Source organism: Janthinobacterium sp. GW822-FHT07H10 (assembly GCF_058798675.1).
Genome location: NZ_JBXAKS010000005.1, coordinates 250,527 through 268,517, shown reverse-complemented (window position 1 = coordinate 268,517; position 17,991 = coordinate 250,527). Strand labels below are relative to the sequence as shown.

Genomic DNA, 17,991 nt, shown 5'->3' with positions numbered 1-17,991 from the left:
ACCTTGTGCGGCGCAAATTGACGACGCACAATCTCGATCCGAAAACCCATGACACAAGATCCACGCCCTCCTCTGCCCCCAGCGGCACGTACCGTTTTCTTCGTTTCCGACGGCACCGGCATCACCGCCGAAACGTTCGGCCACTCGGTGCTGACGCAGTTCGACCTGCGCTTCCGACAGATCCGCCTGCCCTTCATCGACACGATGGACAAGGCCTACGAGGCGGCGCGCAAGATCAACGAAGCCTTCGCCGCCGATGGCCAGCGCCCGATCATCTTCTCGACGCTGGTCAAAAATGACCTGTCGGCCGTGATCCGCAAGTCCAGCGGCATGCACATGGACCTGATCCAGACCTTTGTCGCGCCGCTGGAACAGGAGCTGGGCGTGATGTCGACGCATACCATCGGCCGCTCGCACAATATCGTCGACAGCGAGGAATACAAGAACCGCATCGAGGCGATCAACTATTCGCTGGCGCACGACGATGGCCAGTCGCACAAGAATTTGTCATCGGCCGATGTCATTCTGGTCGGTGTTTCGCGCTCGGGCAAGACCCCGACCAGCCTGTATCTGGCGATGCAGTATGGCATCAAGGCGGCCAACTATCCGCTGATTCCCGACGATTTCGAGCGCGAAAAGCTGCCATCGGCCCTGCTGGAATTTAAGAATAAAATTTTCGGATTGAGCATTACGCCCGAACGTTTGTCGGAAATACGCAACGAAAGACGGGCTGGAAGCAAGTATGCGGCGATTGAAAACTGCCGCTACGAGGTCAACGAGGCGGAGAAAATGATGAAGCGCGAAGGTATTCGCTGGCTGTCGTCGACCACCAAGTCGATCGAAGAGATCTCCACGACGATCCTGCAGGAGATCAAGCCGAACCGCCGCGAATATTAATTCACGGCGCGCGACGCAAAAACGGGGCCCTGGCGGCCCCGTTTGCATTCATGCGCCCGATGCCTACGCCTGGCCCTGGCGCACCTGCTCGAAGAAGCAGACGGCGGCGCAGGCGGCCACATTCAGCGACTCGATCTGGCCCAGGTGGGGAATCACCACCTGGTGCGTCGCCATCGACAGCAGATCGTCGGCGACGCCCTGCCCTTCGTGGCCGAACAGCCAGGCCACCGGCTGGCGCAGGTCGACGTCGTACAGGCGCTGCGTGGCATAGCCGCTGGTGGCCAGCGTGGCCACCTTGGCGCCGGCCACCAGTGCGGCCAGGTCGACGTTTTCAAAGATGTCGAGCACGAAATGGGCGCCCATGGCCGCGCGCAGCACCTTCGGCGACCAGCAGAACGCCGTGCCGGCGCTGCAGTACACCTGCGTGATGCCGGCGGCGGCCGCGCTGCGCAGGATGGAGCCCACATTGCCCGGATCTTGCAGGTTATCGAGCAGCACGGCCGACACGGACACGGGCTGCGTGACGGCCCGCTCCGGCGTCTCGATGAGGAACATCACGCCCACGCCGTGCTCGACCTGGCTGACGGCGTGGTACAGCGCGTCGGGCAAGCCAAGCACGTGCGTGCGCTGGCTTTCCAGCTGGCCGACGATGTCCGCCACTTCCGGGTTCCGCAAGGCGCTCTCGCTGACGATGCACTGTTCCGGCATGCCGCGCAGCTGCAGATACGACTGGCACAGGTGCACGCCGTCGAGCAGGGTGCGGCCCGACTTGCGCCGCGCCTGCGAACTGCCCGCCAGCTTCAGCAAATCCTTGTATTGCGCGTTGTCGCGCGAGGTGATCGTCTTCATGCCACCACCTCCTGCGCGCCAAACAGATCGATCACATTGCGCACGGGCGCGAACGAGCGGCGGTGCACGGGCGAGGCGCCGTGCAGGTGCAGGCGTTCCAGGTGCAGCTTGGTGCCGTAGCCCTTGTGCTGGTCGAAGCAATACTCGGGGTATTGCGCATGCAAATGCACGAGGGCGGCGTCGCGCGCCGTCTTGGCCAGGATCGAGGCGGCAGAGATGGAATCGACCTTGTCGTCGCCGCCGATGATGGCCATGCCGCGTATCGGCATCACGGGGCAGCGGTTGCCGTCGATCAGGGCCAGGGTCGGCACGGTGGACAGCGCCTCGACGGCGCGGCGCATGGCCAGCATCGACGCCTGGAGGATATTCAGGCGGTCGATTTCCTCTTCCGACGCTTCGGCAATGGCCCAGGCCAGGGCCTTGGCCCTGATCTGCGGCGCCAGCAAGTCGCGCTTGGCTTCGCTGAGTTTCTTCGAGTCGCGCAAGCCGTCGATGGGCTGGTTCGGATCGAGGATCACGGCGGCGGCGAAGACGGGGCCGGCCAGAGGACCGCGCCCTGCCTCGTCGACGCCGCAGACGATTTCGTCGAGCGAGAATGGCAAGTCGTCAAACAGGCCGGGATAGATATTTTTCACGTTGATTCTTTAATTGAAGCGATGCTCTGGGTTTATTTCCGATGACTGGCGATGACCTGCATGACGGCGTTGGCGCTTTCCTGCGCGCTGTCGCGCAGCAGGCTGTGGTGCATGTCCGTGAAGCGCTGCACCAGGCGCAAGCGCCCTGGCACGTCGCTCAGCTGCCGCCACATGGCGTCGGCCAACGCTTCAGGGCTGGCCGCATTCTGCAGCAGCTCGGGCACCAGGTAGTCGCGCGCCAGGATGTTCGGCAAGCCTATCCACGGCTGGTAGCCCATGTGGCGCATGATTTCCCACGACGCCCGCATCATCCTGTAGGCGATGACCATGGGCTTCTTGTACAGCGCCACTTCCAGCGAGGCCGTGCCGGACGCCACCAGCACCGCATCGGCGGCGCAGATGGCCGTGTGCGAGCCGCCATCGGTGAGCAGAATCTCGACGTCCTGCAGGCCCGCTTCGGCAATCAATTGCAAGAAGTACTGGCGCTGCTTCTCGCCGGCCATGGGTGCGACGAAGCGCAACGAGCGGTCGCGCGCCAGCAGCAGCTTGCAGGCGCCGACAAAGGCCGCCGTATTGTATTTGAGTTCGCCCATGCGGCTGCCCGGCATCAGGGTCACCACGTTCGCATCCTCGGGCAAGCCCAGGGTGCGGCGCGCGGCCGCCTCGTCCGGCTGCAAAGGGATCATCTCGGCCAGCGGATGGCCGACATAGGTGACGGGCACGCCCGCCTTGCGGTAGATCTCTTCCTCGAAGGGGAAGATCACCAGCATGTGCGAAACAGCCTTGATGATTTTCTTGATGCGTCCGCCGCGCCAGGCCCAGATCTGCGGCCCGATGTAATGCACGGTGGGAATGCCCCCTTCCTTCAACTGCTGCTCCAGTCCCAGGTTAAAGCCGGGATAGTCGGCGCCGATGAAGACGGCGGGACGCTCGGCCAGCAGCTGGTCGCGCAGCGCGTTCTGGATGCCCTTGATTTCGCGGTAGCGGGGAATGATCTCGAACAGGCCGCGCACCGTCAGCTTGTCCAGCGGCCAGTCGGAAACAAAGCCCTGACTGGCCATGTGCTCGCCACCGATGCCGTGGAAGCGCGCGCCGGGCAGCTGCGGCACGAGGCCGGACAGCAGCCGGCTGGCCAGCAGGTCGCCCGACACCTCGCCGGCGACGATGGCGACCGAAAGGCCGCCTGCCTGGTCAGCGGACGATGCCACGCGACGCCACGCCAAGGAATTCGCGCATGGCGCGTATGTGCGGCGCCGCTTCGGGCGAGGCCACTTCTTCTTCGAACAGGGCCGCCTTGGCTTCTTCCAGGGTCAGCCCGGAGCGGTAGATCAGCTTGTACGCGGTGCGCACGCCGTTGATCTGCTCGCGCGTAAAGCCGCGGCGTTTCAAGCCTTCGATGTTCACGCCATGGGCCTGCGCCGGATTACCGCTCAGCAGCACGAACGGCGGCACGTCCTGCGTCAGGCTGGTACTCATGCCGACGAAGGCATGCGCGCCAATCTTGCAGAACTGGTGCACATTGGCGAAGCCGCTCATGATGACCCAGTCGCCGATCTCCACGTGGCCCGCCAGCTGGGCATTGTTCGAAAAGATGGTGTTGTTGCCCACCAGGCAATCGTGCGCCAGGTGCACATACGCCGAGATCCAGTTGTCGTTGCCCAGGCGCGTGACGCCGCCGCCCTGCACGGTGCCGGTGTTGAAGGTGCAGAACTCGCGGATGGTGTTGCGGTCGCCGATTTCCAGGCGCGTCGCCTCGCCCGCCCATTTTTTATCCTGCGGCTGCGCGCCGATGGAGGAAAACTGGAACAGGTGGTTGTCGGCGCCTATCGTCGTGTGGCCGTCGATCACCACATGCGGGCCGACCTTGGTGCCGGCGCCGATGCGAACGTGCGGACCGATGATGGAATACGGGCCCACTTCGACCGAGCTGTCGAGCTCGGCCTTCGGATCGATCACTGCCGTGGAGTGGATGGCCGCCATGTTACTGCCCCGCTGGCTGGCTCGCAGACTGGCTTGCATCCTGCGCGCTGCGGATGGTGCACATCAGTTCCGCTTCCAGCGCGACCTTGCCGTCGACCGAGCCGACCGCCTTGTATTTCCAGATGCCGCGCGAGACGCGCAGGATTTCGACGTCCATCTTCAGCTGGTCGCCCGGTTCGACAGGACGCTTGAAGCGCGCATTGTCGATGCCGACGAAGTACACCACCGAATTCTCATCGGGCTTGACGCCCATCGTCAGGAACGACAGCAAGGCCGCCGTCTGCGCCAGCGCTTCGATCATCAGCACGCCAGGCATGACCGGCTTGTGCGGGAAGTGGCCCTGGAAGAACTCTTCATTGACCGTCACGTTCTTGATGGCGGTGATGGATTTGTTCGCTTCCCAGTCCAGCACGCGGTCGACCAGCAGCAGCGGATAGCGGTGCGGCAGCAGCGATTTGATGGCCAGGATGTCGAGGGTCTTTTTTTCAGTAGTCATTTTTCGTCTTGCGTGGTCAGTGTTTTAATTGTTTTTTCAAGCGCGCGGATTTTCTCGCGCATGCTTGACAGGTTGCGCACGATGGCGGCGCTCTTTTCCCAGTCGGCGTTCTTGGCCAGCGGATAAAAACCCGTATACTGGCCCGGTTCCGCGATCGAGCGCGACACCATGCTGCCCGAGCCGACGTGGACGCGGTCGGCGATCGTCAAATGGCCCAGCACCATGGCGGCGCCGCCAAAGGTGCAGTACTTGCCGATGACGGCGCTGCCGGCCACGCCGACGCAGCCGGCCATGGCCGTATGCGCGCCGATATGGCAGTTGTGGCCGATCTGGATCTGGTTATCCAGCTTGACGCCATCTTCGATGATGGTGTCGGCCAGTGCGCCGCGGTCGATGGTGGTATTGGCGCCGATATCGACATCGTCACCGATCACCACCCTGCCCGTCTGCGGAATCTTGATATATACGCCGCCTTCGTTGGCGAAGCCGAAACCGTCGGTGCCGATCACGGCGCCCGAATGGATGATGCCGCGCTGGCCGATCACGCAGCGCGCATGGAAGGTCACGTTGGCGAACAACTGGGTGCCGGCGCCGATGACGGCATCGCGGCCCACGACGCAGCCAGGGCCGATGACGCAGCCGGCGTGCACCACGGCGCCCGCTTCGATCACGGCGTGCGCGCCGATGGATGCGCTGGCGTTCACCTGCGCTTCCGCGTCGACAAAGGCGCTCGGATGGATGCCCACCGGCGCCTTGATTTCATGCTGGGCGGCGAAATACTGCGCCGCGCGCGCGAAATACACATAGGGATTCGGGGTGACGATGCGCGCGCCGGCGTACTCGGCGCCGATCAGCGCATCGTCGGCCGGCGTGAGGATCAGCGCGGCAGCGCCGCTCTGGGCGGCCTGCGCGCGGAATTTGCTGTTGCTGAGAAAGCTGATGTGCGAAGCGCCGGCGTCGGCCAGCGGCGCGATACCCGTGACTTCCAGGTCAGGTTCGCCCGCCAACTGCCCGCCGAAGCGTTCGACCAAATCTCCTAGTCGAGTGCCCATCTGATTACCTTTATAAATATAAATACGCCTGACAATGCACGCAGCGCATGCACTGTCAGGCGTAAAACTATTACAGTTACTTGTCCAGCGCCTTCAAGACCTTGTCGGTAATGTCGATGCGCGGACTGGCCCACAGGGCTTCCTGCAGCACGATGTCATACCCTTCGATATGCGCCATCTGCTGGATGATGGTGTTGGCTTTTTCCGCGATGGCGCTGCGCTCTTCATTCGTGCGCTGGCTCAGGTCTTCGCGGAATTCGCGCTGGCGGCGCTGCAATTCCTTGTCCAGCTCGAAAAATTCGCGCTGGCGCTTGGCGCGCTCCGCCTCGCTCAGGGTCGGCATGTCCTTTTCCAGCGCCTCGTTGGCCACCTTGAAGCGGGCAGCCAGTTCCTGCACGGCCTTTTCGCGCGAGCGGAATTCTTCGGCCAGCTTGGCGCTGGCCAGCTTGGCCAGCCTCGATTCGTTATAAATACGTTCGCTGCTGATCCAGGCGATCTTCGACTCCTGAGCCTGCGCCTGCACCGGCAACAGCGAACTCCAGCACAATGCAATCACGGCAAGGGACTTGGGCAGGGTAGCGGATGCGGTGTTCATGATACTCCATGGTCAAAAAGTAAAAGCTGGCGCCCGGGTCCAGAGGGCCGGTTAGAAACCGGTACCCATCTGGAACTGGAAGCGCTCCAGGCGGTCGGTCGGCTTGGCGTTCAGCGGCTTGGCATAGCTCAGCTTGAGCGGGCCCACCGGTGAAATCCAGCTGATCCCCAAGCCAGCAGAATAGCGCATTTGCGAAATACGCATTTTTTCGCCTTCCTGGTAGACCTGGCCGCCGTCGAAGAAACCGAACCAGCGCAGGCTGCGGTCATTGCCCGAACCGGGGAATGGCATCTGCAGCTCCGCGTTGGCGATCAGGCGCGAAGCGCCGCCCAGTGCATCGTTGGTGGACGGCTCGACCGCGCCCAGCGAGGAACTCAGGTAGCCGCGCACGGAACCGATACCGCCGCCGTAGAAGTTCTTGAAGACCGGATAGACGTGGTTGCCGATGCCATGGCCGTAGTCGATCTCGCCCTTCAGGGCCAGCGTGACCTTGCTGAACAGCGGACGGAAATACTGGTGCTCATAGATGGCACGGAAGTATTTCTGGTCGCCGATCAGGTCAGCCTCCAGATTGATGCGCTGGTAGCGGCCGATCGATGGCGTCAGGGCGCTGTCGCGGCTGTCGCGCTGCCATGCGGCCGTCAGCGGGATCGAGTTGGTGGTGGCCGAACCGATACCATCGGACGGGCCGCCGTTGTCGATCACATACTGGCGGAAGCGCAGCGGGCTGGTTTGATCCGTTTCGATACGCGAGCGCTCGGCGCCGATACCGAAGAAAACGGTATCCATTTCCGAGAACGGCACGCCGAAACTGACGCGGCCACCGGTCTGCTTGATCTTGTAGCTGCCGATGTTCAGCGCCGGCGGTTCCGTCGTGCGCAGGTAGACTTCGAAGCTGCGCGAGATGCCGTCATCCGTGTAATACGGATTGGTTTGCGAAAACGCGATGGTGCGGCTGTAATGGCTGGTATTGAGTTCGATGCCGACCGTGTTGCCGCTACCGGCGAAGTTGGCCTGGGAAATCGAGGCCGACAGCGTGAATTTTTCCGATTGCGAGAAGGCGCCGCCGATCAGGAAGTTGCCGGTCGGTTTTTCCACCACCGTCACGTTGACGTCGACCTGGTCGTTCGTGCCCTGCGCTTCCGGCGTGTCGATGGTCACGTCCTTGAAGTAGCCGAGGCGGTCGACGCGGTCGCGCGACAGCTTGATCTTGTTGCTGTCGTACCAGGACGATTCGAACTGGCGGAATTCGCGGCGGATGACTTCATCGCGCGTGGTGGTATTGCCGGCGATATTCATGTGGCGCACGTAGACGCGCTTGCCCGGATCGATGAAGAAGGTAAAGCCCACTTCATGCTTTTCGCGGTTGATCTCGGGATTGGCGTTGACGTTGGCAAAGGCGTAGCCGAACGTGGCCAGGCGGTCCTGGATGCGCTTGTTCGTCGCCGTCAGGCGCGCGCCGGAATAGATCTCGCCTTCGCGCATCAGGTTCAGGGCCTTCAGCTCTTCTTCGCGGCCGAACATCTCGCCTTCGAACTTGGTGCCGGCGATCTTGTATTTCTCGCCTTCGGTGATATTGATCGTCAGGTAGATATCTTTTTTATCGGGCGTGATGGAGACCTGGGTCGAATCGACCTGCATCTCGATATAGCCGCGATCGAGGTAGTAGGACTTGAGCGATTCGATATCGCCCGTCAGCTTGGTCTTCGAATACTGGTCGGCCTTGGTGTACCAGCTGAACCAGCCGCCCGTGTTCAGGGCCAGCTGCTCGCGCAATTCCTTGTCCGAAAACGCCTTGTTGCCGACGATGTTGATCTGCTTGATGCGGGCCACGTCGCCCTCGTCGACGGCGAATACCACGTTGACGCGGTTGCGCTCGATCGGCGTGACGGTGGTGGTGATCTTCACGCCGTACAGGCCATGCGACAGGTACTGGCGCTTGAGTTCCTGTTCCGCGCGGTCGACGGACGCCTTGTCGAAGATCTTGGCTTCACCCACGCCAATTTCCTTAAGTGCCTTGACCAGCACGTCTTTTTCAAATTCCTTGGTGCCGGTAAATTCCACCGAAGCGATCGCCGGGCGTTCCTCGACCAGCACCACCAGCACGTCGCCATCGACTTCCAGGCGCACATCCTTGAAGAAACCCGTCGCATACAGGGCCTTGATGGCGGCAACGCTCTTCTCGTCGGAAAACGTCTCGCCGACCCGCACCGGCAGGTAGCTGAAGACAGTGCCCGCTTCGGTACGCTGGATCCCTTCGACCCGGATGTCCTTGACAGTGAACGGCTGGACGGCCAGCGCGTGGCCAGCACAGAAGGCCATGACGGCAGCGCCGATCAGGCTGCGGCGAAAGGAAGGCAAGGCAAAACGAGCAGAATGTAATTTCATTGGGGTTATTCAATGGTAAATCAATGGACAACATACACAAAAGATTGCTTGTGCGACTCACTCAATGGCATCAACCATCGCTTTAATTAATCAGCCGCAATACGTCATTGAAGACGGCAAGCACCATCAAGGTCAGCAACAGACCGATCCCCAGGCGTTGGGCAATCTCGCCTACGCGCTCCGGCAAGGGGCGTCCGGTCAAAACTTCCAGCGAATAATACAGCAAATGCCCGCCATCCAGAACAGGAATGGGTAGCAAATTCATCACGCCCAGACTGATACTGATGAAGGCGATGAAGCTCAGGTAGCTTATCAGGCCGATGCGCGCCGTCTGGCCCGCGTAATCGGCGATGGTAATCGGCCCCGTCACATTCTTCAGCGAAACCTGGCCGGTGATCATTTTACCCAGCATTTTCAGGCTCATCACGCTGGTATCCCATACCTTGGTGGTGGCCTTGCCCACGGCGGCGAACGGTCCCGATGCCACGGTGATCATATCCGGCACCTGGCCCAGCTTCGCCTGGATCTTACCAACTGTTACAGCTCCCCCGGCACCGGCGCCCGGCACGGCTTCGGGCGTGATGGACAGGTTCAAGTCCCGCCCTTGACGCAGCAGTTGCAATTGCAGGGTCCGGCCCGGCGCGCGGCTCAGGATATCGATGATGGCAGCGACGTCCTGCACGGGCTTGCCGTCGATGGCCAGGATCTGGTCGTCCTTCTGCAAACCGGCGCGCGCGGCGGCGCCACCGGGCATGATTTCCATCATGGTCGGCGCAGAGCGGGCCAGGGTCAGGCCCAGCTTGCCCAGCACGTCGCCTTCCAGATCCGCTTCCGTCAGGCTGGCCGTCGGCAGGTTCGCTTCCTGCACGCCGCGGTCGGGCCGGCGCACTTCGATGCGCGCCTGCTGCTTGTCGAGCGCGGCCTGGATCAGTTCCCAGCGCAGCTCGGACCAGCTGGCCACGGCCTTGCCATTCACGCTCTCGACCGTGTCGCCGCTGCGCAGGCCCGCCGTGTAGGCGGCCGTCTGTTCCGCCACGGGACCGAGCTTGCTCGATGGCTCTTCGATGCCATGCATGAACAGGCCCGCGTACAGCACGATGGCGACGAGGAAATTGGCCAGCGGGCCGGCGGCCACGATGGCGATGCGGCGCCACACGCTCTGGCGTGTGAATTCGCGGCGCAATTCGCTTTCCGGCAAGCCGCTCAAGTCCTGCGCACGGCTGTCGAGCATGCTCACATAGCCGCCCAGCGGCAGCGCGGAAATAGCCCATTCCGTCTGGTCCTTGCCAAACTTGCGCGAATACACCACTTTCCCCATGCCGATGGAAAAACGCAGCACTTTCACGCCGCACCAGCGCGCCACCAGGTAGTGGCCCAGTTCATGCAGGGTAATCAGCGAACCGAGCGCGACGATAAACGCCAGCAAGGTGGTAATGAGCGTCATGCGGCCAGCCTGCCGGCGATATACGCCTGCGCCGCCACCCGGGCCAGGCGGTCCTGTTCGATCACGGCCTCGATGCTGGAAGCGGCGCCATGCGGCACCGTCTCGATCACATGCGCAATCACGCGGTCGATCTGGCGGAAGCCGATCTGCAGGTCGAGGAAGGCTTGCACGGCCACTTCATTGGCCGCGTTCAGCAGGGCCGGCGCCGTGCCGCCCGCGCGCAAGGCGTCATACGCGAGCGCCAGGCAGGGGAAACGGCGGAAATCGGGACGTTCGAACTGCAGGGTGGCCACTTGCGCCAGGTCAAGCTGCGCCACGCCGGAAGCGATACGCTGCGGATAGGCCAGCGCGTGCGCGATCGGCGTGCGCATGTCCGGATTGCCCAGCTGGGCCAGCACGGAACCGTCGATATACGACACCATCGAATGGATCACGCTTTGTGGGTGGATCAGCACCTCGATCTGCTCCGCCGGCGCGCCGAACAGCCAGTGCGCCTCGATCACTTCCAGGCCCTTGTTCATCATGGTGGCCGAATCGACGGAAATCTTGCGCCCCATGGCCCAGGTCGGATGCTTGCACGCCTGGTCGGGCGTGACCTTGTCGAGCGTCTCGACGTCGCGCGTGAGGAAAGGGCCGCCGGAAGCCGTCAGCACGATCTTCGCCACGCCAGCGGCGCCAGGCGCGCGGCCATGGCCATGCGGCAGGCACTGGAAGATGGCGTTGTGCTCGCTGTCGATCGGCAGCAGCACGGCGCCGTTGTCGTGTGCGGCGTCGATGAACAGCTGGCCGGACATGACGAGCGCTTCCTTGTTCGCCAGCAATACTTTCTTGCCGGCACGTGCCGCCGCCAGAGTGGGCGCCAGGCCGGCCGCGCCGACGATGGCCGCCATCACGCCCGTGACCTGCGGCGCGCTGGCGATGGCGCACAGGGCGTCCACGCCGTACTCGACTTCGGTGGACACGCCCTGCCCGCGCAGCAGACGGGTCAGCTCAAGCGCGGCGGCCGCCGTGCCAACGACGGCGCGCTGCGGACGGAACTGCACGCACTGGGCGGCCAGTTCGGCCACCTTGCTGTGCGCACTCAGCGCGTACACGCTGTATTGATCGGGATGACGCGCGAGCACGTCCAGCGTGGAGACGCCGATCGAGCCGGTCGCACCAAGGATGGTGATGTATTGCATGAAAGAGTTCCTTAAAGCCAGCTGGCCACCAGGGCGGCGAACGGCAAGACCGGGATCAACGCGTCGATACGGTCAAGTACGCCGCCATGGCCAGGCAGCAGGTTGCTGCTGTCCTTGATGCCGGCGCGGCGTTTCAATTGGGATTCGAACAGGTCGCCGACAATGCTGGCGGCAACGACCAGCAGCAGCACCAGCAAGGCCACCAGCCAGCCGCGGCGCAGTTGCAGCTGCACGGCGAAGGTGTCTTGCAGGACCGGCAGCGATGGCGCGGCAACGATGGTGATGGCGGAAATGACCAGCACGGCGATGCCGCCGCCGATGGCACCTTCCCAGGATTTCCCTGGGGAAATACTTGGCGCCAGCTTGCGCTTGCCGAAAGCCTTGCCCGAGAAATAGGCGCCGATATCGGCGATCCATACGAGGGCCATCACGGACAGCAGGTACAAAGGGCTATGCAGGAACAAGGCGATGATGGCGACGAAGCAGCCGACGATGGTCACCGGATACACGAGGCTGAGCAAGGTATTGCCCAGGCCCTCGGTCGGCGGCAAGCCCGTCGCCAGCGACGGCACGAAACGGATCAGCCAGATGGCCACGCAGAGCGCGAACCAGAAATTGAGCTGCGCCATGCCGTTGCCGACAAAAAACGTATAGGCGAAGGCGGCGGTCCAGACGGCGGCGATCAGCAGCGCCTGGCGATTTTTGAAGATGCGGAAGCTTTCCCAGACGGCGGCGCCGAAGAACGCCGTGGCGATCACGGCGAAGGCGGGGAAATAATTCAGATACAGAACCGGCAGCAAGACCGCCAACAAGACCAGGGCGGTGATTATCCGTGTTTTCAGCATCAGTTTGTCTTTTCGGTTAATTGCGCGCTGGTACGGCCAAAGCGCCGTTCGCGCTGCTGGTAAGAGGCGATTGCCGCGTCAAGGCTGTCGCCATTGAAGTCGGGCCAGAAGGTATCGGTAAAAAACAACTCAGTGTACGCCAGTTGCCACAGCAGGAAGTTGGAAATACGCTGTTCGCCGCCCGTGCGGATAAACAGGTCAGGCTCGGGCGCATACGCCATCGCCAGATGTGGCGCCAGCTGCTCTTCCGTGTAGGCATGTCCGGCAGCCTGGCCACTGGTGGCTGGCTCTACCGTCATTTTATTCACCGCCTGCATGATGTCCCAGCGTCCGCCATAATTGGCGCAGATGGTCACCGTCAGACGTGTGTTGCGCGCCGTCTTGCGCTCGGCATCGGCGATCAGCGATTGCAGCTGCTCATTGAAGCGCGACAGGTCGCCCACCACTTTCAGGCGGATATCATTGGCGTGCATCTTCACCACTTCGCGTTCGAGCATGGTGACGAACAGGCGCATCAGCATCGACACTTCCTCTTCCGGGCGACGCCAGTTTTCCGAACTGAAGGCAAACAGGGTCAGGTAGCCGACGCCCCGTGCGAGACACGCCTCGACGACGCCGCGCACGGCCTCGGCGCCCTTGACGTGACCGGCCACGCGGGGCAGGAAGCGCTTGGTTGCCCAGCGACCATTGCCATCCATAATGATTGCCACATGGCGCGGCACCGTGCCCACCTCGGGTACTGCCGTTGTCGAACTCGAATAGATCATGAAAACGTTAATGCCAAAAATAAAAGATAGCTATTATGCGCCAAATAGCACTGCCCGGAAAAGCCATGCTTTCCCGGGCAGTCTGGAAGAAGCTGAAAACTAGACGGTCAGCACTTCTTTTTCTTTGTCGACGACCATCTTGTCGATGTCGGCGATGAACTTGTCCGTCAGCTTCTGCACTTCTTCCGACGAGCGGCGCTCGTCATCTTCGGAGCAGGCTTTTTCCTTGACCAGTTTTTTCAGCGACTCGTTTGCATCGCGGCGGATATTACGCACGGCAATTTTCGCGTCTTCCGCTTCGCTCTTGACCAGCTTGACCATTTCCTTGCGGCGCTCTTCCGTCAACGGCGGAGTCGGCACGCGGATCATGTCGCCCTGCGCCGATGGGTTCAGGCCCAGGTCGGCGTCGCGGATGGCTTTTTCGACGGTGGTGGCCATTTTTTTCTCGTATGGCTGCACGCCGATGGTGCGCGCGTCGATCAGGGTCACGTTGGCAACCTGGGTCAGCGCCGTCGGCGAACCGTAGTAGTCGACCATCACGTGGTCCAGGATACCCGTATGCGCGCGGCCGGTACGTACCTTGGCCAGGTCGGCCTTCAGCGTTTCCAGCGACTTCGTCATGCGTTCCTGGGTGTTCTTTTTAACGTCAGCTAAGGACATGCTGCTCTCCTGTGGTGACGCCTGTCAAAACCTGCTGCGCGTCGGCACAGGCGGCCAGCGATGCTCACCGTACCTTGGTACGGCTGCGCTTCCCGGCCACCCCTGCCATCCGCTCGCGACGGTGTTATCAGGCGTTGTTAGTGATAAATAATCTTAAATTTGCTTCTACATACAGAACGGCTGGCGCCCGTCCAGCGTGCCGAAAACCGTTCAGGGCAAGGCGCGACACCGCAGCCAGCACGAATAGTACGGCAAGGCGGTGCAACGCCGCCAAGGACGGTTTCTCGGCGCTCGCTTATACGTGTACCAGAGTGCCCTCGTCCTCGCCCATGATGACGCGCATCAGCGCGCCAGGCTTGGTGATCGAAAATACCTTGATCGGCAACTTCTGGTCGCGGCACAGGGCGAATGCCGTGGCATCCATCACTTGCAGGTGCTTGGCGATGGCGTCGTCGAACGTAATCGTGTGGAACAGGGTGGCGTTCGGATCCTTCTTCGGATCGGCCGTGTAGACGCCGTCGACTTTGGTGGCCTTCAGGACGATCTCGGCGCTGATCTCGGAACCGCGCAAGGCAGCTGCCGTGTCGGTCGTGAAGAACGGATTGCCGGTGCCGGCGGCGAAGACGACCACTTTGCCTTCTTCCAGGTACTGCAGGGCTTTCGGGCGGACGTACGGCTCGACGACCTGTTCGATGCCGATGGCCGACATGACGCGCGCGGTGATGCCGACGTGGCGCATGGCGTCAGCCAGGGCCAGCGCGTTCATCACGGTGGCGAGCATGCCCATGTAGTCGGCGGTGGCACGGTCCATGCCCTGCGCACCAGGCGCGACGCCGCGGAAGATATTGCCGCCGCCAATCACGATTGCCAGTTCCACACCCAACTTCGCCACCTCGGCCACATCGGCCACCATGCGCTCGATCGTGGCGCGGTTGATGCCGTAGGGATCATCGCCCATCAGGGCTTCGCCGGACAACTTGAGGAGGACGCGCTTGTAGGCTGGTTTTGACATGAGCTGGGGCTCCATAAATGAGGTTATTCGAGTATGACATGGCGCAGCGCCTTGCAGCGCCGGATAGGCGCGCGGGGCTGCCCATGCCGCCGCCCGGCACGACAGGTGCGGGCGGGCCAAAAAAACGGGCCTCTCGGCCCGCTTTACTTACGCTCCCTGGGAGGCAGCCATCTGTGCTGCGACTTCTGCTGCGAAGTCGTCTTGCTTCTTCTCGATGCCCTCGCCCACTACGTACATGGCGAAACCTTTGACGCTGGTGTTAGCCGCCTTCAGCATTTGCTCAACCGACAGCTTGTCGTTTTTCACGAAAGCTTGGTTCAGCAGGGAAACTTCTTTCAGGAACTTCTGTACGGAACCTTCCAGGCGCTTGGCCAGGATTTCCGGCGATTGCGCTGGCTTGCCTTCGGCGGCCGCTTTGGCTGCGTCTTCTTCGGCTTTCAGTTGTGCAACCGAACGCTCTTTTTCGATCAGTTCCGCAGGAACTTGCTCGGACGACAACGACACCGGCTTCATTGCAGCGATGTGCATGGCCACGTCCTTGCCCACTTGCTCATCGGCGCCGTCGAATTCGACGATCACGCCAATGCGCGAACCGTGCAGGTACGATGCCAGCTTGTTGCTGGTTTCGAAACGCTGGAAGCGGCGGATGGTCATGTTTTCGCCGATTTTGCCGATCAGGGCAGCGCGCACGTCTTCCAGGGTCTTGCCATCGAGTGGCAGGGCCAGCAGGGCAGCAACGTCAGCTGGGTTGTGTTCCGCTACCAGACGGGCAGCGTTGTTGGCCAGTGCCAGGAAATCGTCGTTTTTCGCAACGAAGTCGGTTTCCGAGTTCACTTCGACCAGGGCGCCTACGCCGTTGGCGATGTAGGTTGCCACGACGCCTTCAGCCGTGATGCGTGCCGATGCTTTCGATGCCTTGCCGCCCAGTTTGACGCGCAGGATCTCTTCCGCACGAGCCATGTCGCCATCGGCTTCGGTCAGTGCTTTTTTGCATTCCATCATTGGTGCGTCGGTTTTGCCGCGCAATTCGCCTACCATCGCTGCTGTAATCGCTGCCATGTGTTTCTCCTGATTCGGTGAGTCGATAGTCGCGGCCGGGCTGACGCCTCGCCTGCGGTCACTATCGTTTTTTTGTTAAAAAAAAGGGGGAGCTGCTGCCACCCCTTTTCCCTTACTGCTGTGCTTACAAACGGCTATCCTGCGATAGCCTGGCCATTAAGCCTGTTCGTTCACTTCGACGAATTCGTCGCCAGCGGCTGCTTTAACCATTTCAACAACTTCGTTACCGGCAGCTGCACGGCCTTCGATGATTGCATCAGCAACACCGCGAGCGTACAACATGATGGCTTTCGAGGAGTCATCGTTACCTGGGATCACGAAGTTCACGCCTTCTGGGGAGTGGTTGGTATCGACAACGCCGATGACCGGGATACCCAGTTTAGCTGCTTCGGTGATCGCGCCTTTGTGGTAGCCGACGTCGACGACGAAGATTGCGTCAGGAATGCCGCCCATGTCCTTGATGCCGCCGATCGATTTTTGCAGCTTGATCATTTCGCGGGAGAACATCAGCGCTTCTTTTTTCGACAGCTTCTCGATCGAACCATCTTCAACCATGACTTCCATGTCTTTCAGACGCTTGATCGAGGTTTTGATCGTTTTGAAGTTGGTCAGCATGCCGCCCAACCAACGTTGATCAACGAAAGGCACGCCAGCGCGTTGTGCTTCAGCAGCGATGATTTCGCGAGCTTGACGCTTGGTGCCAACCATCAGGATGGTGCCACGGTTTGCAGCCAGTTGACGCACGTGCTTCATTGCGTCCTGGTACATCGCCATGGTTTTTTCCAGGTTGATGATGTGGATCTTGTTGCGATGGCCGAAGATGAACGGTGCCATTTTTGGATTCCAAAAACGGGTTTGGTGACCAAAGTGGACACCGGCTTCCAGCATTTCGCGCATTGTTACGGACATTATTAACTCCAGGGTTGGGTCTGGAATCCGATCAGTCACCATACAGGCACCCTTGTCGACCGGATTCGCGTGTTTATATAAATTAAAGACACTGTTTTACTACATTGCTTAAAAGAGAATTCAAGCAACCCAGGATTCTACACCGAAATGCCCGCCGCATCAAGTCCGCACTGCAAATCGGGCGCCCAGGGAAAAGCCTCCGGCGCACCAGGCTGGTGCAGCGCGCGCTTTGCCGCACAAATCGCCGCCCGCCCCCCAGGAAGGAGGCGGCGGATCATGGGCGCCTCGTTTATAATTTCGACATATTTGCAGACTTTTTCCGTTAACCGGGACGCGTCTGTGCTTTTCACCCGAATATCTTGCAGATTGCGAATAACATCATGTCCACCATCCGTATCAATTCCGCCGCCGACATCGAAGGCATGCGCATCGCCGGCAAGCTGGGCGCCGAAGTGCTCGACTACATCACGCCATTCGTCAAGGTCGGCGTCACGACGGGCGAGCTGGATCGCCTGTGCCATGAATACATGGTCAACGTGCAGGGCACCATCCCCGCCCCGCTCAACTATTGCCCGCCCGGCTACACGCCGTATCCGAAAGCCATCTGCACCTCCGTCAACGACGTCATCTGCCATGGCATTCCGGGCGACAAAGTGCTCAAGAGCGGCGACACCGTCAACCTCGACATCACCGTCATCAAGGACGGCTATCACGGCGACAACAGCCGCATGTTCCTCATCGGCACGCCGACCATCCTGGCCAAGCGCCTGTCGGAAATCACGTATGAATGCATGTGGCTGGGCATAGACCAGATCAAGCCGGGCGCCCACCTGGGTGATATTGGCCATGCTATCCAGCAACATGCGGAAAAAGCCGGCTACAGCGTGGTGCGCGAATTCTGCGGCCACGGCATCGGCAAGGTCTTCCATGAAGAACCGCAAGTATTGCACTACGGCAAACCAGGCACGCTGGAACGCCTGGAAGCGGGCATGATCTTCACCGTCGAGCCGATGATCAACGCGGGCCGCCGCGAAATCCGCGAAATGAACGACGGCTGGACCATCAAGACCAAGGATCGCAGCCTGTCGGCGCAGTGGGAGCACACGGTACTGGTGACGGAAACGGGCTATGAAGTGCTGACCGTGTCGCCAGGCATGCCGCCGCCACCGGCCTTGATCCTGAACAAGGCTTAATTTTTTAATCGCACGCACCGCCACCCAGG

At 61.3% G+C, this 17,991-nt stretch carries 18 protein-coding genes; 2 read left to right on the top strand and 16 right to left on the bottom strand.

Annotated elements, in window-relative coordinates; all coding sequences use genetic code 11:
- Positions 1 to 48 precede the first annotated feature (48 nt).
- A complete protein-coding gene (ppsR, locus tag AC1RDJ_RS14470; RefSeq protein WP_071324013.1) occupies positions 49 to 897 on the top strand; it encodes a posphoenolpyruvate synthetase regulatory kinase/phosphorylase PpsR in 849 nt (282 codons plus the stop codon).
- 63 nt (positions 898 to 960) lie between these two features.
- Here ppsR and AC1RDJ_RS14465 read toward each other — a convergent pair whose 3' ends face one another.
- The 16 genes from AC1RDJ_RS14465 to rpsB all read right to left on the bottom strand — a co-directional run bounded on the left by AC1RDJ_RS14465 (position 961) and on the right by rpsB (position 16,769).
- Positions 961 to 1,746, bottom strand: coding sequence for a TrmH family RNA methyltransferase (locus AC1RDJ_RS14465; RefSeq protein ID WP_493027803.1), 786 nt, complete (start codon positions 1,744 to 1,746; stop codon positions 961 to 963).
- Positions 1,743 to 2,381 (bottom strand): ribonuclease HII, encoded by a 639-nt coding sequence (rnhB, locus tag AC1RDJ_RS14460; RefSeq protein ID WP_071324015.1) that lies wholly within the window; start codon positions 2,379 to 2,381, stop codon positions 1,743 to 1,745. Before rnhB ends, AC1RDJ_RS14465 begins: the two co-directional genes overlap by 4 nt.
- 32 nt (positions 2,382 to 2,413) lie before the next feature.
- Complete coding sequence (gene lpxB, locus AC1RDJ_RS14455) at positions 2,414 to 3,589, bottom strand: lipid-A-disaccharide synthase (RefSeq protein WP_493027801.1); 1,176 nt, start codon at positions 3,587 to 3,589, stop codon at positions 2,414 to 2,416.
- Positions 3,573 to 4,361 (bottom strand): acyl-ACP--UDP-N-acetylglucosamine O-acyltransferase, encoded by a 789-nt coding sequence (gene lpxA, locus AC1RDJ_RS14450; protein ID WP_493027799.1) that lies wholly within the window; start codon positions 4,359 to 4,361, stop codon positions 3,573 to 3,575. The genes lpxB and lpxA overlap by 17 nt, the downstream gene beginning before the upstream one ends.
- 1 nt (position 4,362) lies before the next feature.
- The gene (gene fabZ / locus AC1RDJ_RS14445; protein ID WP_071324018.1) at positions 4,363 to 4,857 is read right to left on the bottom strand and encodes a 3-hydroxyacyl-ACP dehydratase FabZ; all 495 of its coding nucleotides are present in this window, start codon (positions 4,855 to 4,857) and stop codon (positions 4,363 to 4,365) included.
- A complete protein-coding gene (gene lpxD / locus AC1RDJ_RS14440) occupies positions 4,854 to 5,909 on the bottom strand; it encodes a UDP-3-O-(3-hydroxymyristoyl)glucosamine N-acyltransferase (RefSeq protein WP_071324019.1) in 1,056 nt (351 codons plus the stop codon). The genes fabZ and lpxD overlap by 4 nt, the downstream gene beginning before the upstream one ends.
- A 76-nt stretch (positions 5,910 to 5,985) precedes the next feature.
- A complete protein-coding gene (locus AC1RDJ_RS14435) occupies positions 5,986 to 6,504 on the bottom strand; it encodes an OmpH/Skp family outer membrane protein (protein ID WP_071324020.1) in 519 nt (172 codons plus the stop codon).
- Positions 6,505 to 6,555: 51 nt separating this feature from the next.
- The gene (bamA, locus tag AC1RDJ_RS14430; protein WP_493027795.1) at positions 6,556 to 8,892 is read right to left on the bottom strand and encodes an outer membrane protein assembly factor BamA; all 2,337 of its coding nucleotides are present in this window, start codon (positions 8,890 to 8,892) and stop codon (positions 6,556 to 6,558) included.
- Positions 8,893 to 8,974: 82 nt separating this feature from the next.
- The gene (rseP, locus tag AC1RDJ_RS14425) at positions 8,975 to 10,336 is read right to left on the bottom strand and encodes an RIP metalloprotease RseP (protein ID WP_493027793.1); all 1,362 of its coding nucleotides are present in this window, start codon (positions 10,334 to 10,336) and stop codon (positions 8,975 to 8,977) included.
- A complete protein-coding gene (gene ispC, locus AC1RDJ_RS14420) occupies positions 10,333 to 11,517 on the bottom strand; it encodes a 1-deoxy-D-xylulose-5-phosphate reductoisomerase (protein ID WP_071324023.1) in 1,185 nt (394 codons plus the stop codon). The genes rseP and ispC overlap by 4 nt, the downstream gene beginning before the upstream one ends.
- Before the next feature lie 11 nt (positions 11,518 to 11,528).
- Complete coding sequence (locus AC1RDJ_RS14415; protein ID WP_071324024.1) at positions 11,529 to 12,362, bottom strand: phosphatidate cytidylyltransferase; 834 nt, start codon at positions 12,360 to 12,362, stop codon at positions 11,529 to 11,531.
- Positions 12,362 to 13,129 carry a polyprenyl diphosphate synthase gene (gene uppS, locus AC1RDJ_RS14410; protein WP_071324025.1) on the bottom strand — a complete coding sequence of 256 codons (768 nt, stop codon included), beginning with the start codon at positions 13,127 to 13,129 and terminating at the stop codon, positions 12,362 to 12,364. The genes AC1RDJ_RS14415 and uppS overlap by 1 nt, the downstream gene beginning before the upstream one ends.
- A 99-nt stretch (positions 13,130 to 13,228) precedes the next feature.
- Positions 13,229 to 13,789, bottom strand: coding sequence for a ribosome recycling factor (frr, locus tag AC1RDJ_RS14405; protein WP_046684961.1), 561 nt, complete (start codon positions 13,787 to 13,789; stop codon positions 13,229 to 13,231).
- Between the two features lie 295 nt (positions 13,790 to 14,084).
- Positions 14,085 to 14,801, bottom strand: coding sequence for a UMP kinase (pyrH, locus tag AC1RDJ_RS14400; protein ID WP_034752258.1), 717 nt, complete (start codon positions 14,799 to 14,801; stop codon positions 14,085 to 14,087).
- Positions 14,802 to 14,948: 147 nt separating this feature from the next.
- Positions 14,949 to 15,860, bottom strand: a complete 912-nt coding sequence (gene tsf / locus AC1RDJ_RS14395) for a translation elongation factor Ts (RefSeq protein WP_071324026.1) — start codon at positions 15,858 to 15,860, stop codon at positions 14,949 to 14,951.
- Positions 15,861 to 16,016: 156 nt separating this feature from the next.
- Positions 16,017 to 16,769 (bottom strand): 30S ribosomal protein S2, encoded by a 753-nt coding sequence (gene rpsB / locus AC1RDJ_RS14390; RefSeq protein WP_071077760.1) that lies wholly within the window; start codon positions 16,767 to 16,769, stop codon positions 16,017 to 16,019.
- Positions 16,770 to 17,149: 380 nt separating this feature from the next.
- Between rpsB and map the strand changes: the two genes are divergently transcribed.
- Positions 17,150 to 17,962, top strand: coding sequence for a type I methionyl aminopeptidase (gene map, locus AC1RDJ_RS14385; RefSeq protein ID WP_493027792.1), 813 nt, complete (start codon positions 17,150 to 17,152; stop codon positions 17,960 to 17,962).
- Positions 17,963 to 17,991: the final 29 nt, after the last annotated feature.